Genomic DNA, 16894 nt, shown 5'->3' with positions numbered 1-16894 from the left:
GCATTGGTTGTCACGCGGGATTTTGACATGACTGCGCATCAGGACATGCTGGGCCGCCTCCGGGCCCACCATCCGGGCACGACGCTCGAGGGCAAATTCTACACCGACCCGGAATTCTTCCGGCTGGACATGGAGAACATCTGGTATCGCGAATGGCTGTTCGCCGGCCATGACTGCGAGCTCGGCAAGTCGGGTAGCTATTTCACCCTCCAGGTCGGCGACTATCCGGTGATCGTGCTGCGTTCCGCCGACGGCGCCATCCGTGCCTTTCACAATTCCTGCCGGCACCGAGGATCGCGGCTGTGCGCGGCGACAAGTGGCAGTGTCGCCAAGCTCGTCTGCCCCTATCATCAGTGGACCTATGAACTCGACGGCCGCCTGCTGTTCGCCCGCGACATGGGCCCCGGCTTCGACGCGACGCAATATGGGCTGAAGCCTGTGCATTGCGAGAGCGTGGCCGGCTCCATCTGGATCTGCCTCGCCAGGGAGGCGCCTGATTTCGAGACTTTCCGCGCCGGCGCCATGCCCTATCTGGCACCGCATGGGCTGAAGAACGCCAAGGTCGCCTTCGAAAGCACCATCGTCGAGAAGGGCAATTGGAAGCTGGTCTGGGAGAACAACCGCGAGTGCTACCACTGCGCGGGCAACCATCCCGAGCTTTGCCGCACCTTCCCCGAAGCGCCGACGGTGACAGGGGTGCAGGGCGCCGACAAGGATCCGCTGATCGGCCAGCATTGGCGGCGCTGCGAGGAAGCCGGCCTGCCCAGCACTTTCAGCATTTCCGGCGACGGCCAGTTCCGCATGGCGCGCATGCCGCTTTTACGCAATGCCGTCAGCTACACGATGTCCGGCAAGCCGGCCGTGCAGCGTCCCCTCAGCCCGACGATCGAGGAAGGCAATATCGGCGCCCTGCTGCTCTTCCACTATCCCACCACCTGGAACCACGTGCTGGGCGACCACGCCGTGAGCTTCCGCGTGCTTCCGATCGGGCCGAAGGAAACAGAGGTCACCACCAAATGGCTGGTGCACAAGGATGCTGTCGAGGGCGTCGATTACGATCTCGATGAACTCACCCATGTCTGGCGGATGACCAACGACCAGGATCGCCAGATCGTCGAGGAAAACCAGCTCGGCGTGTCATCGCCCGTCTACACGCCCGGCCCCTACGCCCCCGAGCACGAAGGCGGCGTGATGCAGTTCGTCGAGTGGTATCGCAACGCAATGGAAGCAGCCCTCGGCGGCGACGGCGTCCGCCTGCGCAGCGTGGCCTAAGGCCCTTTCACCCTCCCCTGGAGGGGGAGGGTCGGACGAAGTCCGGGGTGGGATGAGAAACACAGCAGCCGGTGAAAATCCCCCCGCCCCGACGCTTCGCGTCGACCCTCCCCCTCCAGGGGAGGGTGTTAGCAAAACCGATATATACAAAGGTAGACACCATGCCGACGCCCTCCGCAGCCCTGGCGAAATTCAGGCATATCGACGAAACACCGCCCTGGAACGACCAGAACCAGGCGCTCGAATGCGTATCGATCGTCCATGAGGGCCGCGACGTCGCGACCTTCACCTTCCGCGCCGCCGAACAAGGCTGGTTCCGCTATGAGCCCGGCCAGTTCATCACGCTGGAGATTCCGGCCGAGAGGGGACCGGTGCTGCGCACCTATACGCTGTCCTCCAGCCCGTCGCGCCCGCTCTCGATCAGCATAACCGCCAAGGCACAGGCCTCGAGTATCGGCACACGCTGGATGCTGGACAATCTCAAGCCCGGCACACGGCTGAAAGCTTATGGGCCTCTCGGGCAGTTCAGTTTCCATCGTCACCCGGCGGAGAAATACCTCTTCATCTCGGCGGGATCGGGCATCACGCCGATGATGTCGATGACCCGTTTTGCCGAAGACCACGGCGCCGCCACCGACATTGCTTTCGTCAATTGCGCACGCCGGCCGAACGAGATCATCTTCCGGCAGGAGCTCGAGCGTATGGCAGGGCGCATGCCGCGCCTCCGCCTCGCCTGGATCGTGGAAGAAACCGAGATCAATGACGTCTGGACCGGCTTCCGGGGCAGGCTCAACGCCCCTGCCCTGCGCCTGATCGCACCGGACTTCCGGGAGCGCGAGGTGTTCTGCTGTGGCCCTGCCCCCTTCATGGCAGCGGTGAAGGAGATGCTCGAAGCCAATGGCTACGACATGCGCCGCTATCACGAGGAGAGCTTCCAGCCGGCCGAAACGCCGGTGGAGGAAACCGGCACGGGCGAGGTGCTCGCCGGCGAAGCCAGCGTGGCGTTCACCAAATCCGGCATCGAGGTGCCGGCTTCCAGCCGCGATACCATTCTCCAGCTCGCCCGCAACGCCGGCCTCAACATTCCGACCGGCTGCACCATGGGCCTGTGCGGAACATGCAAGGTGCAATGCCTGTCCGGAGAGACGGCGATGACCCATCAGGGCGGCATTCGCGAGGAGGAAATAGCCGCCGGTCTGGTGCTGGCCTGCTGCACAAGGCCGCTCGGCCGTATCGAGATCGAGGCCTGAGATGACCGTCGCCACTGAGACTCACGCCGATATCGACGCGGCCATCGTGAATTCCATCCTGGAAGCCACACGGGATGATGGCGCTGCTTTGCCGGAAGAGCGGGCCCGTACCCTTCTGCTGGCCTGGATCCTCAGCCGCGAAGACGGCGTGGACCTCGCCAGGGAAGCGGCCGATCTGAAAGTCCTGCTGCTCGAGGCCTCGATCGCGGACAACCCGCTGCTGCCGCATCTCAGCAGCCTGCTCGACGAGGTGCGGGACCATGCCGGCCAGCGACGCGGCCGGCGGCGTTTGCGGGCGGATGCCTGAAGAGGCGGATATCGCGACATGCAAGCATGCCGCTGACGTCCGCCTCTTCTCTATCCTTCCCACCCGCCTCCCAGCAATCCCGGACAGAAAACCGACGCTTTCGGGATAGTTCGCCTTGACCTCTCCTGCCTCATTGCTATCATATAAGGATATCTTGATATCGTAATTCCGTTATAGGAGCTCGTGATGAGCGCTCCGGTCGAAGCCCTGTTCGCCGCGCCTGCCCAAAATGATCGGGGCGCGGAGATCCTTGCCGCCCTTACTGCCGCTGCACGGGAGCGCATCCTGATCCTCGACGGCGCGATGGGCACACAGATCCAGGGCCTCGGCTTCGAGGAGGATCATTTCCGGGGCGAGCGCTTCGTCGGCTGCGAGTGCCACCTGAAGGGCAACAACGACCTCCTCACCCTCACCCAACCGGCGGCGATCGAGGCGATCCACTACGCCTATGCCATGGCCGGGGCCGACATATTGGAGACGAACACCTTCTCCTCCACCTCGATCGCGCAGGCCGATTACGGCATGCAGGAGGCCGTCTACGACCTCAACCGCGATGGCGCGCGTCTCGCCCGCCGTGCCGCCACCAAGGCGGAGCAGCAGGACGGCCGCCGGCGTTTCGTGGCCGGCGCGCTCGGCCCGACCAATCGAACCGCCTCGATCTCGCCCGATGTCAACAATCCCGGGTATCGCGCCATTACGTTCGACGACCTGCGCATCGCCTATGCCGAGCAGATCCGCGGCCTCATCGATGGCGGCGCCGACATCATCCTGATCGAGACCATTTTCGACACGCTCAACGCCAAGGCGGCCATCTTCGCCTGCGAAGAGGTGTTCGGCGAAAAGCGGCTGCGCCTGCCGGTGATGATCTCCGGCACCATTACCGATCTTTCCGGCCGCACCCTCAGCGGCCAGACGCCGACCGCCTTCTGGCATTCGGTGCGGCACGCCCGTCCCTTCACCATCGGCCTCAACTGCGCGCTCGGCGCCAATGCCATGCGGTCGCATCTCGACGAGATCTCCACCGTCGCCGATACTTTCGTCTGCGCCTATCCCAATGCCGGCCTGCCCAACGAGTTCGGCCAATATGACGAAAGCCCCGAGGCGATGGCGGCGCAGATCGAGGGTTTTGCCCGCGACGGCCTGGTCAATATCGTCGGCGGCTGCTGCGGCTCGACGCCCGACCACATCCGCGCCATCGCCGAAGCCGTTGCCCGCCACAAGCCGCGTGCCATCCCTGAAGCTGAGCCCAGGATGAAGCTGTCGGGCCTGGAGCCCTTCACGCTCGATGCCACCATTCCTTTCGTGAATGTGGGCGAGCGCACCAACGTCACCGGGTCGGCCAAGTTCCGCAAGCTCATCACGGCGGGCGACTATGCGACCGCCCTCGACATTGCCCGCGACCAGGTCGCCAACGGTGCCCAGGTCATCGACATCAACATGGACGAGGGCCTGATCGATTCCGAAAAGGCCATGGTCGAGTTCCTCAACCTGATCGCGGCCGAACCGGATATTGCCCGCGTGCCGGTGATGATCGACTCCTCGAAATTCTCGATCATCGAGGCCGGCCTGAAATGCGTCCAGGGTAAGCCCTTGGTCAATTCGATCTCGATGAAGGAAGGCGAGGAAGCCTTCCTTCATCACGCCCGCCTGGTGCGCGCCTATGGCGCCGCCGTGGTGGTGATGGCTTTTGACGAGCAGGGGCAGGCCGACACTCTGGAACGAAAAGTCCAAATCTGCGCCAGGGCTTACAAGCTCCTGACCGAGAAGGCGGGCTTCCCGCCAGAGGACATCGTCTTCGACCCCAACATTTTCGCCGTCGCCACCGGCATCGAAGAGCACAACGGCTACGGCCTCGCCTTCATCGAGGCGACACGGCAGATCAGAAGCACCCTGCCCCACGTCCACATTTCGGGCGGCGTCTCCAATCTCTCCTTCTCCTTCCGCGGCAACGAGCCGGTGCGCGAAGCCATGCATGCCGTGTTCCTCTACCACGCCATCCAGGCCGGCATGGACATGGGGATCGTCAATGCCGGCCAGCTCGCCGTCTATGAATCCATCGATCCGGAGTTGCGCCAGGCCTGCGAGGACGTGGTGCTCAATCGCCGCGACGACGCGACGGAGCGCCTGCTGGCCTTGGCGGAGCGTTTCCGTGGCGTAGGGGCCAAAGAGGCCAAGGTGCAGGACCTGGCCTGGCGGAGCTGGCCGGTGGAAAAGCGGCTGGAGCATGCTCTGGTCAACGGCATCACCGACTACATCAACGAGGATACCGAGGAAGCGCGGCTGGCGGCCGAGCGCCCCCTCCATGTCATCGAGGGCCCGCTGATGGCCGGCATGAACGTGGTGGGCGACCTGTTCGGGTCCGGCAAGATGTTCCTGCCGCAGGTGGTCAAGTCGGCCCGCGTGATGAAGCAGGCCGTGGCCGTGCTGCTGCCCCATATGGAAGCGGAGAAGGCCGCCAACGGCGGACAAGCCCGCCAGAGCGCCGGCAAGGTGCTGATGGCGACCGTGAAGGGCGACGTGCACGACATCGGCAAGAACATCGTCGGCGTCGTGCTCGCCTGCAACAATTACGAGATCATCGATCTCGGCGTGATGGTCCCCTCGGCCAAGATCCTCGAAGTGGCCCGCCGGGAAAAGGTCGACATCATCGGTCTCTCTGGCCTGATCACCCCCTCGCTCGACGAGATGGTGCATGTCGCCTCCGAGATGGAGCGCGAGGGTTTCGACATTCCCCTGCTAATCGGAGGCGCCACCACCAGCCGCGTCCACACCGCCGTGAAGGTGCATCCGCGCTATGATCGCGGCCAGGCTGTCTATGTGACGGATGCGAGCCGAGCGGTGGGCGTGGTTTCCAGCCTGCTCTCCCCGACGATCAAACCTGGCTATGTCGAGACCATCCAGGCCGAATATACCAAGGTCGCCGCGGCCCATGCCCGGAGCGAGGCCGACAAGCTGCGCCTGCCCCTCGCCAAGGCCCGGGCCAACGCCCACAAGGTGGACTGGACCGGCTTTGTCGCGCCCAGGCCGAGCTTCCTCGGCACCCGAATCTTCGAGAACTACGACCTCGCCGAGTTGGCGCGCTACATCGACTGGACGCCCTTCTTCCAGACCTGGGAGCTCAAGGGCCGCTATCCTGCCATCCTTTCCGACGAGAAGCAGGGCGCGGCCGCGCGCCAGCTCTTCGACGACGCCCAGGCGATGCTCGCCCGCATCATCGAAGAGAAGTGGTTCCGCCCCAAGGCCGTGATCGGTTTCTGGCCGGCCAGCGCCATCGGCGATGATATACATCTGTATACTGACGAGAGCCGCAGCCGGGAGCTTGCCAGCCTGCACACTCTGCGCCAACAGCTCACCAAGCGCGATGGCCGCGCCAATGTCGCCCTTTCCGACTTTGTCGCCCCTGAGATCAGCGGGCACGGCGATTATCTCGGCGGCTTCGTGGTTACCGCCGGCATGGAAGAGGACGAGATCGCCAGGCGCTTCGAGCGCGCGAATGACGACTATGGCTCGATCATGGTCAAGGCCCTCGCCGACCGGTTTGCCGAAGCCTTCGCCGAGCGCATGCATGAACGCGTGCGCAAGGAATTCTGGGGCTATGCGGCCGACGAGAACCTGACGCCCGAGGAACTGATCGGCGAGCCTTATCGCGGCATCCGCCCGGCTCCCGGCTATCCCGCCCAGCCCGACCACACCGAGAAGGGCACGCTCTTCCGCCTGCTCGACGCCGAGGCTCGCATCGGCGTGCGCCTGACCGAAAGCTATGCGATGTGGCCGGGCGCCTCGGTATCCGGGCTCTATTTCGCCCATCCCGAGGCCTATTATTTCGGGGTGTCGAAGATCGAGCAGGATCAGGTCGAGGATTATGCCGCCCGCAAGGGCATGACGGTGGAAGAGGTGGAGCGCTGGCTATCGCCCGTGCTCAACTACGTGCCGGGCGTGGCGGAGGCGGCGGAGTAGCATTGGAGGGTCGACCTTCAGGTCGACCCTCCTGGAAACGCAGCACGTGAAGGAAAGGAAGATGGTCGATCCGAAGATCGACCCTCCAGTCCCTCTCTCCCCGACAGGGCTCCCAGGAAACATCATTGATTTCCTGATCCCGCAGGATTACCTCTTCTCCCGTGGTGATTTGGCCGGCCGGCTTGCAGCCACGTTAAACAACTCGCTAAAGGGCCGCTGGATGCACTCCATCCGTGGACCTGTCGCATTGCTTTCCGGCTGGCCCAACGTCGATCGAGTGCACAATGCCTATCAAGATTCCGGATACCCTCCCCGCCTTTTCCACCCTGGTCAGCGAAGGGGTGCGGGTGATGACGGAAACGGCCGCCATCCGGCAGGACATCCGCCCGCTGCAGATCGGCCTGCTCAACCTGATGCCCAACAAGATCCGCACCGAACTGCAGATGGCGCGCCTGGTCGGCGCCACGCCGCTGCAGGTCGAGCTCTCGCTGGTGCGCGTCGGCGGCCATCGCGCCAAGAACACCCCCGAAGATCATCTGCTCGCCTTCTACGAAACCTGGGAAGAAGTCCGCGACCGCAAGTTCGACGGCTTCATCATCACCGGCGCGCCGGTGGAGACGCTGCCCTTCGAGGAAGTGACCTATTGGAAGGAACTCGAGCAGATTCTCGACTGGACCACGACCAATGTGCATTCCACGCTGAACGTGTGCTGGGGCGCGATGGCCGCCATCTGGCATTTCCACCGCATTCCCAAATATGACCTGTCCGAAAAGGCCTTCGGCGTCTACCAGCACCACAACCGCAAGCCCTCCTCCATCTATCTCAACGGCTTTTCCGACGACTTCCACATCCCCGTCTCGCGCTGGACGGAGGTGCGCAGCGAGGATGTCCGTGAGAAGGCCGAACTGGAGATCCTGATGGATTCGGACGAAACCGGCGTGTGCCTCATTCACGAACGGCAAGGCAACCGGCTCTATCTCTTCAACCACGTCGAATATGAATCGACCTCGCTGGCCGACGAATATTTCCGGGACGTCGAGGCCGGCGTGCCGATCAAACTGCCGAAGAACTACTTCCCCTATGACGACCCGTCCTTCCCGCCGCGCAATTTCTGGCGCAGCCATGCCCATCTCCTGTTCGGCAACTGGATCAACGAGATCTACCAGACGACACCCTATGATCTGAGCGAGGTCGGGAGGGGGCGCTGAGATTCTCTCGGGTGCACGGGCGCCTAGGCGCGGATTGGAGGGTCGATCTCCAGATCGACCATCTTCATTTCCCGCGCGTACGGCGCTTCCAAGATGGCCGATCTGGAGATCGGCCCACCGCGTCTCACGCGCCCCCACCCCCTCAATCCTTGGCGCGATCGATCCGCATCAGCAGTTGCTCGGTCTTGGCATCTTCGATGCGGTTGTGCAGGCGGCCAGCCTCCTGCTGGTCGCGTAGCGTCTTGGTCAGCGTCACGCAGGTCTGGATCAGCATCACCGTGCCCATGGCCAGATAGGCCTTGATCCAGATATCGACGGGGATGAACAGAATACCGAGACCGACCATGCCGGCGGCTCCGGCAAAGGCGGCATAGGTGAAGGTGACCCAGGCATTGGAGTGCTTGATCAGGTTCGACTGTTCCATGGGATCGTCTCGATTCTTCGACAGTTGAAGGGATGGTGACTCAAGCGGCCTGTGCCGCCCGTGTTTTCAGCCGCGCCAATACGTCCTGGGCCGTCGTCCGCGTCGGGGGACCAAACCCAGCCGCTTCGAGCCTTTCGGTTGCCGCCGCCGAGCGCGCCTCGGCGTCGAGCGCCTCGAGCTCGAGATCCACATCGTCCTGATGAGTCTGGCGCTCCCTGAGCCGGGCCAGCGTCTTTTCGGCATCGGCCAGGGCCGTGCCGGGCGCAGCAGCGGCGTAACCGCATTTGAGCTTGTTCACGGTCTCCGCCGCCGCGGTGATACGCCGGCCCCGCTCGATTTCGAGAAAGCGACGCTCGGCCGCCGCCAGCTTGGTGCGCAGTCGCGCCGCCTCCTCGGCGAATGTCGCCTGGGCGGCGGCAATGGCTGCCGTGTCGTTTTCCAGATTGGCGATCTCGACGGCCGCTTCACCCGCCAGGTCATCACGCCCGCCGCGCAGCGCCTCGATGGCGCGTTCGTCGAGATCCGCGATGCGCCGGCGCACATCGCCGAGCCGTCGGGCCTCGGCCCTGTCCTGGGCGATGGCTACCGCCAGGGCGCGCCGTCCCTGTTCGAGGCCGGCGCGGGCATCCCGGATCTGCTGATCCAGGATTCTCACGGCATTGCGGCCGGCGAGATTGTCTTGCGCTTCCGCTGCCGCCCCGCGGAACAAGGTCACGATGGTCTTGAACATCACGCTCTCCGTGTTATGAACAACGTTCAAGATATGACGTTAACTAAAACATGAACACCGTTCAAGAGATATTTTGAACAATGTTCACGAAAGAGGTTCCAGCGGATGGCCAAGGCAAAGGCACGGCGGGAAGAGCTGCGCGAAAAGCTGATCGAGGCGGCCGAGAAAACCATCGTCGCGCAAGGCCATGCGGCCTTGAAAGCACGCGCCCTAGCCGAAGAGGTGGGCTGCGCGCTCGGCGCCATCTACACGGTCTTTCCCGATCTCGCCGCCCTCATCCTGGCTGTGAATGCCCGCAGCTTCGCTCTGCTCGGCACCATTCTGAGCCGGGAGGCCGAAGCTGCCGCCGCCGCAGGGGGCGGCCCCCGCGCCATCGCCAATCGCACCTTGATCGCCCTGGCAAATGGCTATCTCGATTTTGCAGCCAACCATGGCGGGCGTTGGCATGCTTTGTTCGACTTCCGCCTGCCGGATGGCCAGGAGCTGCCGGCGGAGCATCTGCGCCAGCAGGAGACCTTGTTCCAACACCTAGAAACGCCGCTTGCCGCGCTCCAGCCGGCTCTGCCTCCCTCCGAAAGAGCCCTTCTCGCCCGATCCCTGTTCTCGGCCGCCCACGGCATGGTGCTGCTCGGGCTCGAGGGCAAGCTCGTGCAGCTCCCGCTTCCCTATCTGCGCGAACAGATCGCCCTGGTGGTCAGCGCCATGGGCCGAGGCCTCGAAAGTGCGTGAGGCCAGCGTTCCCGCGTGTCCTGGCTTGGAGGGCCGATCTTCGGACCGGCATTCTTGGAAATACGGAAAAAATGTCGATCAGGAGATCGACACTCCAGTCGCCCGCGCCCCCAGGCTTTCATTGCTTGGTTGTCTTGCTGCCGCCCAACGCCACGGTAATGGCCCAGGAAAAGCCGGGCGGAATGGTGCTACGATGGTTTTTGCCGGGCACCACCAGAGATCGGATCGTCAGGCCCGGAAAACCGCGCGATTTGAGCTGCGTCTCGAATGTCCGGACATCTGCGACCATATCGCGGGTGTCGCCACGCCGGTCGGGATCGTAGCGGCGTATCTCGTCACCGCCGACATAGATCAGGACGTTCGCCTTCAGATCGTGGTTCGTCCTGGCGTAACCGGCTTCCATCGCCAGGATGGTGTGATCGGCGAACCAGAAGGATGGGCTGCCGAGAATATAGGACTGGAAGAGGTCGGCCTGGGTCAGCAGGATGCGGGCGCCCAGAAGCCCGCCATAGGAGTGTCCCCAGAACAGGCGCCGCCTGGGGGCGGTGCGATAGGAGCTCTCGATGGCGGGAATGACGGTCTTTGCGAGATAGGCCTGAAAGGCCCCGGCCCCGCCATAGCCTGGCTTGTCGGCCACGGGCGTGTAGTCCCGAGCCCGGCTCGCCGCGAAACCCTCGCCCTTGGCATAGGAAAGGCCGACAAGGATGGGCTCGTCTGCGAGTTTGCCCTCGCGATGGAGCCTCTTCACCAGCCGGAGCGCTTCCTGGCGGCGGGGTTCCTTCGACAGGCAGCTGGCCGATGCGGCGAGGTGGCCGCCATCGGCATAATACAGCACCGCAAAGCGCTTGCCCGGATTTACCTGATAATCCGACGGCAGGGTGATCTCGACATCATAGGATCGCCCCGAAACGGGATCGGGCATCGAGCGGATCTGCGTGCCGCCGAGATCGCATCCGGATGGCCCCGCGGCTTTGGCGGGACCGCAGACGACGCACAGCAGTGCCACAATGGTTGCGACCAGTCGGATATTCACGCGAAAAATCAATAGGATAATACCTGAACCAAGCAACCCCTGTCACTGCGAGCATAGCGAAGCAATCCGGGCTTCGTAGGCGCGGTGGCCGTGGCTCCTGGATTGCTTCGCTACGCTCGCAACAACCCCTGAGTCAAACATCGCGGCTGCTGGCATAAGCCTCAGCCGGCTTGCGATCCCGTGAGCAATTATTGTTGAACAGCCATCGCATGTTCAGTGTCCGTGCGACGACCACCCCGCGATGACGGTCGGGCAATCGGATACAACCGAGCCCCTACCGCCACCCTACGGCTTCATATTGGACTTCACTGCCTCGACCAGCTGCTTCATCGAGAAGGGCTTGGGCAGGAAGGCGAACTCCTCGCCCTCCGGCATGTTCTTGGCGAAGGCTTCCTCGGCATAGCCGGAGACGAAGATGATGCGCGTCTTCGACTGGCGCTTGCGCATTTCCTTGAGCAGCGTCGGTCCGTCCATTTCGGGCATCACCACGTCAGAGACGACGAGATCGATCTCGCCCTCCCCCTCGTCGATGATCTGCAGGGCCTCGATGCCGGAGCCGGCCTCGATCACCTCGAAGCCACGAGCCGCCAAGGTGCGGGCGGAGAGCGCGCGCAGGGCTTCCTCGTCCTCGACGAGCAGAATACGGCCGCGGCCGGTGAGATCGGGCATCTCCTTGCTCTTGGCCGGTGCCGAACCGGGCTGGCCCGGCACGGTGTCGGCCTCGGCACTAGCCGCCTTCGCCGGCTCGACCAGGCGCGGCAGGAAGATCTGGAAGATCGTGCCCTTGCCCTCGACCGAATGAACGAGGATGGAGCCGCCCGTCTGCTTGACGATGCCGTAGACGGTCGAAAGCCCGAGGCCGGTGCCCTTGCCGACATCCTTGGTGGTGAAGAAGGGTTCGAAGATCTTGTCGAGCACGGCTGGCGGAATACCGCTGCCATTGTCCTCGACCTCGACGGTGACGTAGTCGGCCGGCGGCAATTCGCTGCGGTCGAGGGCGCTGGCCTCGGAGATCGGCACGTTGCGCGTACGGATGATCACCTTGCCGCCATCGGGCATGGCGTCGCGCGCATTGACGGTGAGGTTCATCACCACCTGCTCGAACTGATTGACGTCCACCTTCACCGGCCAGAGATCGCGGCCATGGACGACCTCCAGCGCGACCTTCTCGCCGAGCAGGCGCCGCAGCAGCATCGACAGATCCGACATCGCATCGTTCAGGTTCAGCACCTGCGGACGCAGGGTCTGCCGGCGCGAGAAGGCGAGCAACTGGCGCACGAGATTGGCGGCGCGGTTGGCGTTGCTCTTGATCGCCATGATGTCCTGGAAGGCGGGATCGCCGGGCTTGTGGCTGCCGAGCAGGGAATCGGCCGCCAGCATGATCACCCCGAGCACATTGTTGAAGTCGTGCGCGACGCCGCCGGCGAGCTGGCCGACCGCATTCATCTTCTGGCTCTGGGTGAACTGTTCCTGCAGCGTGCGCTGCTCGGTGGTGTCGATCATGTAGACGATCGCCGCTTCCTTCTCGTTCTCGCCGCGATCGACGGGTGCGAACCAGAATCGTGCGGAGCGGCTGCCCTGTCCGGCGAGCGACGCCTCGGCCGGTTCGATGTCGCCGCGGCCGGCCATGGCGAGGCGGGTCAGCTTGCTCAGCCCTTCGCGGTCGCGTTCGACCACGGCCTCGAGCAGGGAATGGCCCGGTGCGTCGCCGTTGAGGGACTCTTTGAACAGCCGCATGAACGCCGCGTTGGTGCGGACGATCCTGGCATTTTCGTCAATGGTCGCAATCGCCAGGGGCGAATTGTTGAAGAAGCGGGCAAAGCGCACTTCCGCCGCCCGCAGGCCTTCGGAAACGTCGCCGCCCGGCCCGCGATAGATCACCAGGGTGCGCGAGGGGCCCGGCTGGCCATCGGCGGCGAAGGCGATCTTGTGGAACAGGCGCACGGGCATGATGGTGCCGTTGCGGCGCCTGAGGTCAATGTCGAAGATCTCGGTGCGCACGCTGCCCGGTTCGCTCGCCTGCGTCACCACCAGGGCACCGGCATTGCCCGGCGCGATATCGGCCAGCGTCAGGCCGCCGGTGCCAAACTGGGCGAGGTCATAGTCGAGCCAGCCGGCGAGCGTGGCGTTGAGATAGACGATCTCGCCCGAGGGATCGGCGGAGAAGAAACCGGCGGGCGCATGGTCGAGATAGTCGATGGCGTGCTGCAGTTCCTGGAACACGTTCTCCTGGCGCTCGCGCTCGCGCGTGATATCGGCGACGGTCCACACCGTCTCCCCTGCTCCCGAGGGGCGCTCGATCGGGCGCACGCGCACGCGATACCAGGAAGCGGTTCCGGCGGGCGGGGCGGAGGCGATGCGGAATTCCTCGGCGAGGCGCTGGCCGGCCCGGGCGGCCTGGGCCAGGCGGTAAGTCGCCTCCGAAACGTCAGGATCTCCGGTGAAGGCCCGCTCCACCGTGCGGATATCCTGTTCGCCCATCGCACCTGTCAGAGCCAGATAGGCTTCGTTGGCATAGATGATGCGGCCGTCCTTGTTGGTGACGAGAATGCCTTCCGGAGACTCGTCGGTGATCAGCTTGGTGAGATCGTTGCGCGCGATCGAAGACTGGCCGAAATGCGCGATACCCATCGCCCAGGCAAACATGGCGATCATGCCGACGATGGCGAAGACGGCCAGGATGCCGAAACTGGCGACCTTGCCCCAATCATAAGGCAGCAGCGACACTCCCACGGCGATGAGAATGATCACCGCGGCAAGCGCCAGCACCCAGAAGATGCCGCTGGGCCGTTCGCTGCGATCGACCGCGGCGCCGCGTGCCGCCGCCTCCTCGCCTTCAGCCATGTTCAACCCCACCGCGCATCTTCAAGGGCGATTCGCTCCGGCGAACCGCATAATGGTCAGTTTGGCTTAGCAGTTCACATTTCAAAATGTGTTAACCTCGTTGGCCAAAAATATCTTGGTCCTTTGTGGCGGTTTAGCCCCTTCGAAAGGCGTCCCGGACCATGCTGCATCCCCGATGAAAGGGCTGAGAGGGAAGAAGAATCCGCCTCTTTTGCGGCATTTCTCCGGTTTTTTTGACCATATCTAAGGGACGAGCCTTGGTTTAGCGACTTTGCTGTTGATTCTTTCACGTTAACCGTCTTCTAAGAAACCAGCCCGGAAAGAGTACTGGTCGCATCAGGCTGCCATCCCCTATCGGCACCGGACCAGATCTAAGGAATTGTATCGATGGATTCGTTGAACTCTTGGCTGCCCGCGCAGTTGTTCACCTTGGCTGGCCTGCTGTTGGTGGTGGGAGTCGTCTTGATGTTCATCTGGCGCGCCATCAACCGTCCTCAGGTCGGCAGCGCCAAAGGTGGCAAGCAGTCGCGGCTCGGCGTGGTTGATTCCTATGGCGTCGGTACCCGCCAGCTCGTCCTGGTCCGGCGCGACAACGTCGAACATCTGATCATGATCGGTGGTCCTAACGACGTCGTCGTCGAATCCAGCATTTTGCGGGCCCGTCCCGCCGGCCAGGCTCCGCGCCCGGCTTCGCCCGGGGCGACACCGCCTCCGGTGCAGGAGCGTACGGCTGCCGTCTCCGCGCCGCCGCGGCAAGTCGAAGAAAATTTCGCCCGTCCTGCTCCGGTCGAGCCCCCGCCTGTGGCCAAGATCGATACGCCGGCGCCGGCCGCCACTCCGGCAACCAGGACGCCCGCTGCCGCAACCACCATATCTCCGGCCTCGTCGACGCAACCCGCGACGCGTCCGAGCGTCGTCCCCCCGCGCGAGCCCGGCTTTTTCCAGCGCGCCACTTCGCGTTTGCCGAATTTCGGCCGCCCCGCAGCCGCGACGACCCCTGCCCCGATCGCACCGGCCGTGCCTCCGGCCGAAGAGCCGCGCGCCACGATCGACGCCGCGCATTTCGAGGAGCTTCTAGCCGGCGACCAGCCCGCGACCACGCCGGCACCAAAGCCGACCATGTCTGCTGCGCAGACCACGGCCGCTCCCGAGCCCAAGGGCGATCTCGATTTCGACGTCGCAGAAGGGCTCGATCTCGAACCCGCCCCCGAAACGCGCGAACCGCCGGCGCCGACCACCACCCGGCTGACGCTGCCCGAGATTCGCCTGCCGGATCTGCGCTTGCCGGAATGGCGCCGCCCCGAGGCGACTCCGGCTCCTACGCCTGCCCCGCGCCAGGCGCCGGATCTTCGGGTCGAACCTCGTTTCTCCGCCGATACGCGTCCAGGCGGCGAGGCTTCGCAGGCTCCCGGGGGCCGCATCGAGCCCTCTCTGGGCACGCCAGCGCCCCGCGCCCCGGCCGAGCCGACGCGTACGGAACCCTTCCGGGTCGGCGAGAGACTGACGACGCCGACACGACCGGCCACCACACCGCCGATACCGGCATCGAGCACCACCGCCGCACCGGCAGCCACCGCGGCGCCGACGCCAGCCCCGACTTCGGCCCCGACACCGCCGCCGGCGCCCTCCACCACGCCGGCGCCGACGACCACGCCGCCACCGGCCGAGGAAGATCCCTTCGCCAGCCTCGAGGAGGAAATGGCGAGCCTGCTGGGACGCAGCCGGGACGACAGCAAGAAGTCCTGACGAGACCAGGCATTGACGGGCGGATCTTCCGCCCGTTTTCTTTTGGCCGGGCGCCTATGGCCCGTCACGCGGCGGGGCGATAGCCCGATTCATCCGACATGCGGCTTGCACATTCCGTGGCAGGGGCCGAATAAGCCGGCCCTCGCGGCATGTCCGCCAGCCCCTCCGAGAATCCTGGTTTCCCAGCCATGCGTTCCTTCCTTGCAGATCTCAGCGGCCAGTCCGCCGGCATGGGCATCCTTACCGCTGTGGTCGGCTATACGAGTTCGGTAGCAGTGGTGATCAACGGCATGAGCGCCGTCGGCGCTTCGCCGGGGCAGATCGCGTCGGGCCTTGCCGTGTTGTGCCTCACCATGGGTCTATGCGGCGCCGGACTCAGCCTCGCGACCCGCATGCCGGTCTCGACCGCCTGGTCGACACCCGGCATGGCCCTCCTGGCAAGCCTGACGGCACCGGCCGGCGGCTATTCCGCCGCTGTCGGCGCCTTCCTCGTCACCGGTGTGCTGATCATGGTCGCCGGCTTGTGGTCTCCCCTCGGCAAGCTGATCACCCGCATCCCCCGTCCCATCGCCGGCGCGATGCTGGCCGGCATCCTGTTCAAGCTTTGCCTTGCTCCGGTGACCGCCCTCGGCCAGGTACCGCAATTCGCCATACCCGTGGTGCTGACCTGGCTGGTGGTAGGACGGTTCTATCGCCTGTGGGCAGCGCCCGCTGCACTCGCCGTCGCCTTGGGCGCCATGGCGTTCGACGGCCAGGGAGACACGCCGACCCTGGCTCTGCCGCCGCTTGAATTCGTTGCCCCAAGCTTCGATTGGCAAACGCTGATTTCGATCGGGCTGCCGCTTTTCATCGTCACCATGGCCTCCCAGAATATTCCAGGCCTGACGGTGCTGGCGAGCTATGGCTATCAGGTGCCGACACGGCCGGCCTTCCTGGCGACCGGAGGCGTGTCGGCGCTTTCTTCCCTGCTGGGCGCTCCCACCGTCAACCTCGCCGCGATCACCGCCGCCCTCTGCGCCGGCCCGGACGCCCACGCCCAGCCCGAACGGCGCTATACCGCCGCGGTGGTGGCCGGGCTGTCCTACGCGGCGATCTTCTCGATGCTGTCGGCGATTGCCACCGGCCTGGTCACGGCCTCTTCGCCGATCCTGATCGAAGCGGCGGCGGGACTGGCCCTGGTAGGCCCTTTCGGGGCATCCCTGCTTGGCGCCGTGCGGGAGGAAAGCCAGCGCCTGCCGGCGCTCGCAACCTTCCTGGTGACGGCATCCGGCTTCAGTTTTCACGGTATCGGCGCCGCCTTCTGGGGCCTTTGTGCAGGCCTTGTCGTGCACATGCTTTATTCCGACGCAAACTGAGGCACGACAAAGGCAAAAAAAAGCGCTACATAGACATGC

General features: G+C 64.5%; 12 protein-coding genes and 1 riboswitch. Of the genes, 8 read left to right on the top strand and 4 right to left on the bottom strand.

Translation table 11 applies throughout. From position 1 onward, the window contains the following. Positions 1-27 precede the first annotated feature (27 nt). From J8I29_RS05305 to metA, 5 genes are all read left to right on the top strand, one after another. A complete protein-coding gene (locus tag J8I29_RS05305) occupies positions 28-1272 on the top strand; it encodes an aromatic ring-hydroxylating dioxygenase subunit alpha (protein WP_209430857.1) in 1245 nt (414 codons plus the stop codon). A 182-nt stretch (positions 1273-1454) separates the two neighbouring features. Then, positions 1455-2522 carry a hybrid-cluster NAD(P)-dependent oxidoreductase gene (locus J8I29_RS05300; RefSeq protein ID WP_209430944.1) on the top strand — a complete coding sequence of 356 codons (1068 nt, stop codon included), beginning with the start codon at positions 1455-1457 and terminating at the stop codon, positions 2520-2522. A 1-nt stretch (position 2523) separates the two neighbouring features. After that, positions 2524-2829, top strand: a complete 306-nt coding sequence (locus tag J8I29_RS05295; RefSeq protein WP_209430856.1) for a hypothetical protein — start codon at positions 2524-2526, stop codon at positions 2827-2829. 186 nt (positions 2830-3015) lie between these two features. Further along, on the top strand, positions 3016-6786 hold the full coding sequence (gene metH, locus J8I29_RS05290) for a methionine synthase (RefSeq protein ID WP_209430855.1): 3771 nt from the start codon (positions 3016-3018) through the stop codon (positions 6784-6786). Positions 6787-6937: 151 nt separating this feature from the next. Then, positions 6938-7015: riboswitch (SAM riboswitch) on the top strand. A gap of 55 nt (positions 7016-7070) precedes the next feature. Beyond that, a complete protein-coding gene (gene metA, locus J8I29_RS05285; RefSeq protein ID WP_105862676.1) occupies positions 7071-7994 on the top strand; it encodes a homoserine O-succinyltransferase in 924 nt (307 codons plus the stop codon). A 142-nt stretch (positions 7995-8136) separates the two neighbouring features. Here metA and J8I29_RS05280 read toward each other — a convergent pair whose 3' ends face one another. Together J8I29_RS05280 and J8I29_RS05275 are read right to left on the bottom strand one after the other, a co-directional pair. Next, positions 8137-8418, bottom strand: a complete 282-nt coding sequence (locus J8I29_RS05280) for a YiaA/YiaB family inner membrane protein (RefSeq protein WP_105862675.1) — start codon at positions 8416-8418, stop codon at positions 8137-8139. Between the two features lie 40 nt (positions 8419-8458). Continuing rightward, positions 8459-9148 carry a PspA/IM30 family protein gene (locus J8I29_RS05275; RefSeq protein WP_209430854.1) on the bottom strand — a complete coding sequence of 230 codons (690 nt, stop codon included), beginning with the start codon at positions 9146-9148 and terminating at the stop codon, positions 8459-8461. 105 nt (positions 9149-9253) lie between these two features. On the opposite strand from J8I29_RS05275, the gene J8I29_RS05270 reads away from it, so the two are divergent. Next, positions 9254-9877 carry a WHG domain-containing protein gene (locus J8I29_RS05270; RefSeq protein ID WP_209430853.1) on the top strand — a complete coding sequence of 208 codons (624 nt, stop codon included), beginning with the start codon at positions 9254-9256 and terminating at the stop codon, positions 9875-9877. Positions 9878-9995: 118 nt separating this feature from the next. On the opposite strand, the gene J8I29_RS05265 is transcribed toward J8I29_RS05270, so the two are convergent. Together J8I29_RS05265 and J8I29_RS05260 are read right to left on the bottom strand one after the other, a co-directional pair. Further along, positions 9996-10910, bottom strand: a complete 915-nt coding sequence (locus J8I29_RS05265) for an alpha/beta hydrolase-fold protein (RefSeq protein WP_348535982.1) — start codon at positions 10908-10910, stop codon at positions 9996-9998. A gap of 285 nt (positions 10911-11195) precedes the next feature. Beyond that, positions 11196-13754 (bottom strand): PAS domain-containing protein, encoded by a 2559-nt coding sequence (locus J8I29_RS05260; RefSeq protein ID WP_105862670.1) that lies wholly within the window; start codon positions 13752-13754, stop codon positions 11196-11198. Positions 13755-14141: 387 nt separating this feature from the next. On the opposite strand from J8I29_RS05260, the gene J8I29_RS05255 reads away from it, so the two are divergent. Both J8I29_RS05255 and J8I29_RS05250 read left to right on the top strand, forming a co-directional pair. After that, positions 14142-15500, top strand: coding sequence for a hypothetical protein (locus J8I29_RS05255; RefSeq protein ID WP_209430852.1), 1359 nt, complete (start codon positions 14142-14144; stop codon positions 15498-15500). Positions 15501-15688: 188 nt separating this feature from the next. After that, a complete protein-coding gene (locus tag J8I29_RS05250; RefSeq protein ID WP_209430851.1) occupies positions 15689-16855 on the top strand; it encodes a benzoate/H(+) symporter BenE family transporter in 1167 nt (388 codons plus the stop codon). Positions 16856-16894: the final 39 nt, after the last annotated feature.

Source organism: Labrys sp. LIt4 (genome assembly GCF_017813775.1).
In the GTDB taxonomy this organism is placed as follows: Bacteria; Pseudomonadota; Alphaproteobacteria; order Rhizobiales; family Labraceae; genus Labrys; species Labrys okinawensis_A.
This window is presented reverse-complemented; position numbering and strand designations above follow the sequence as displayed.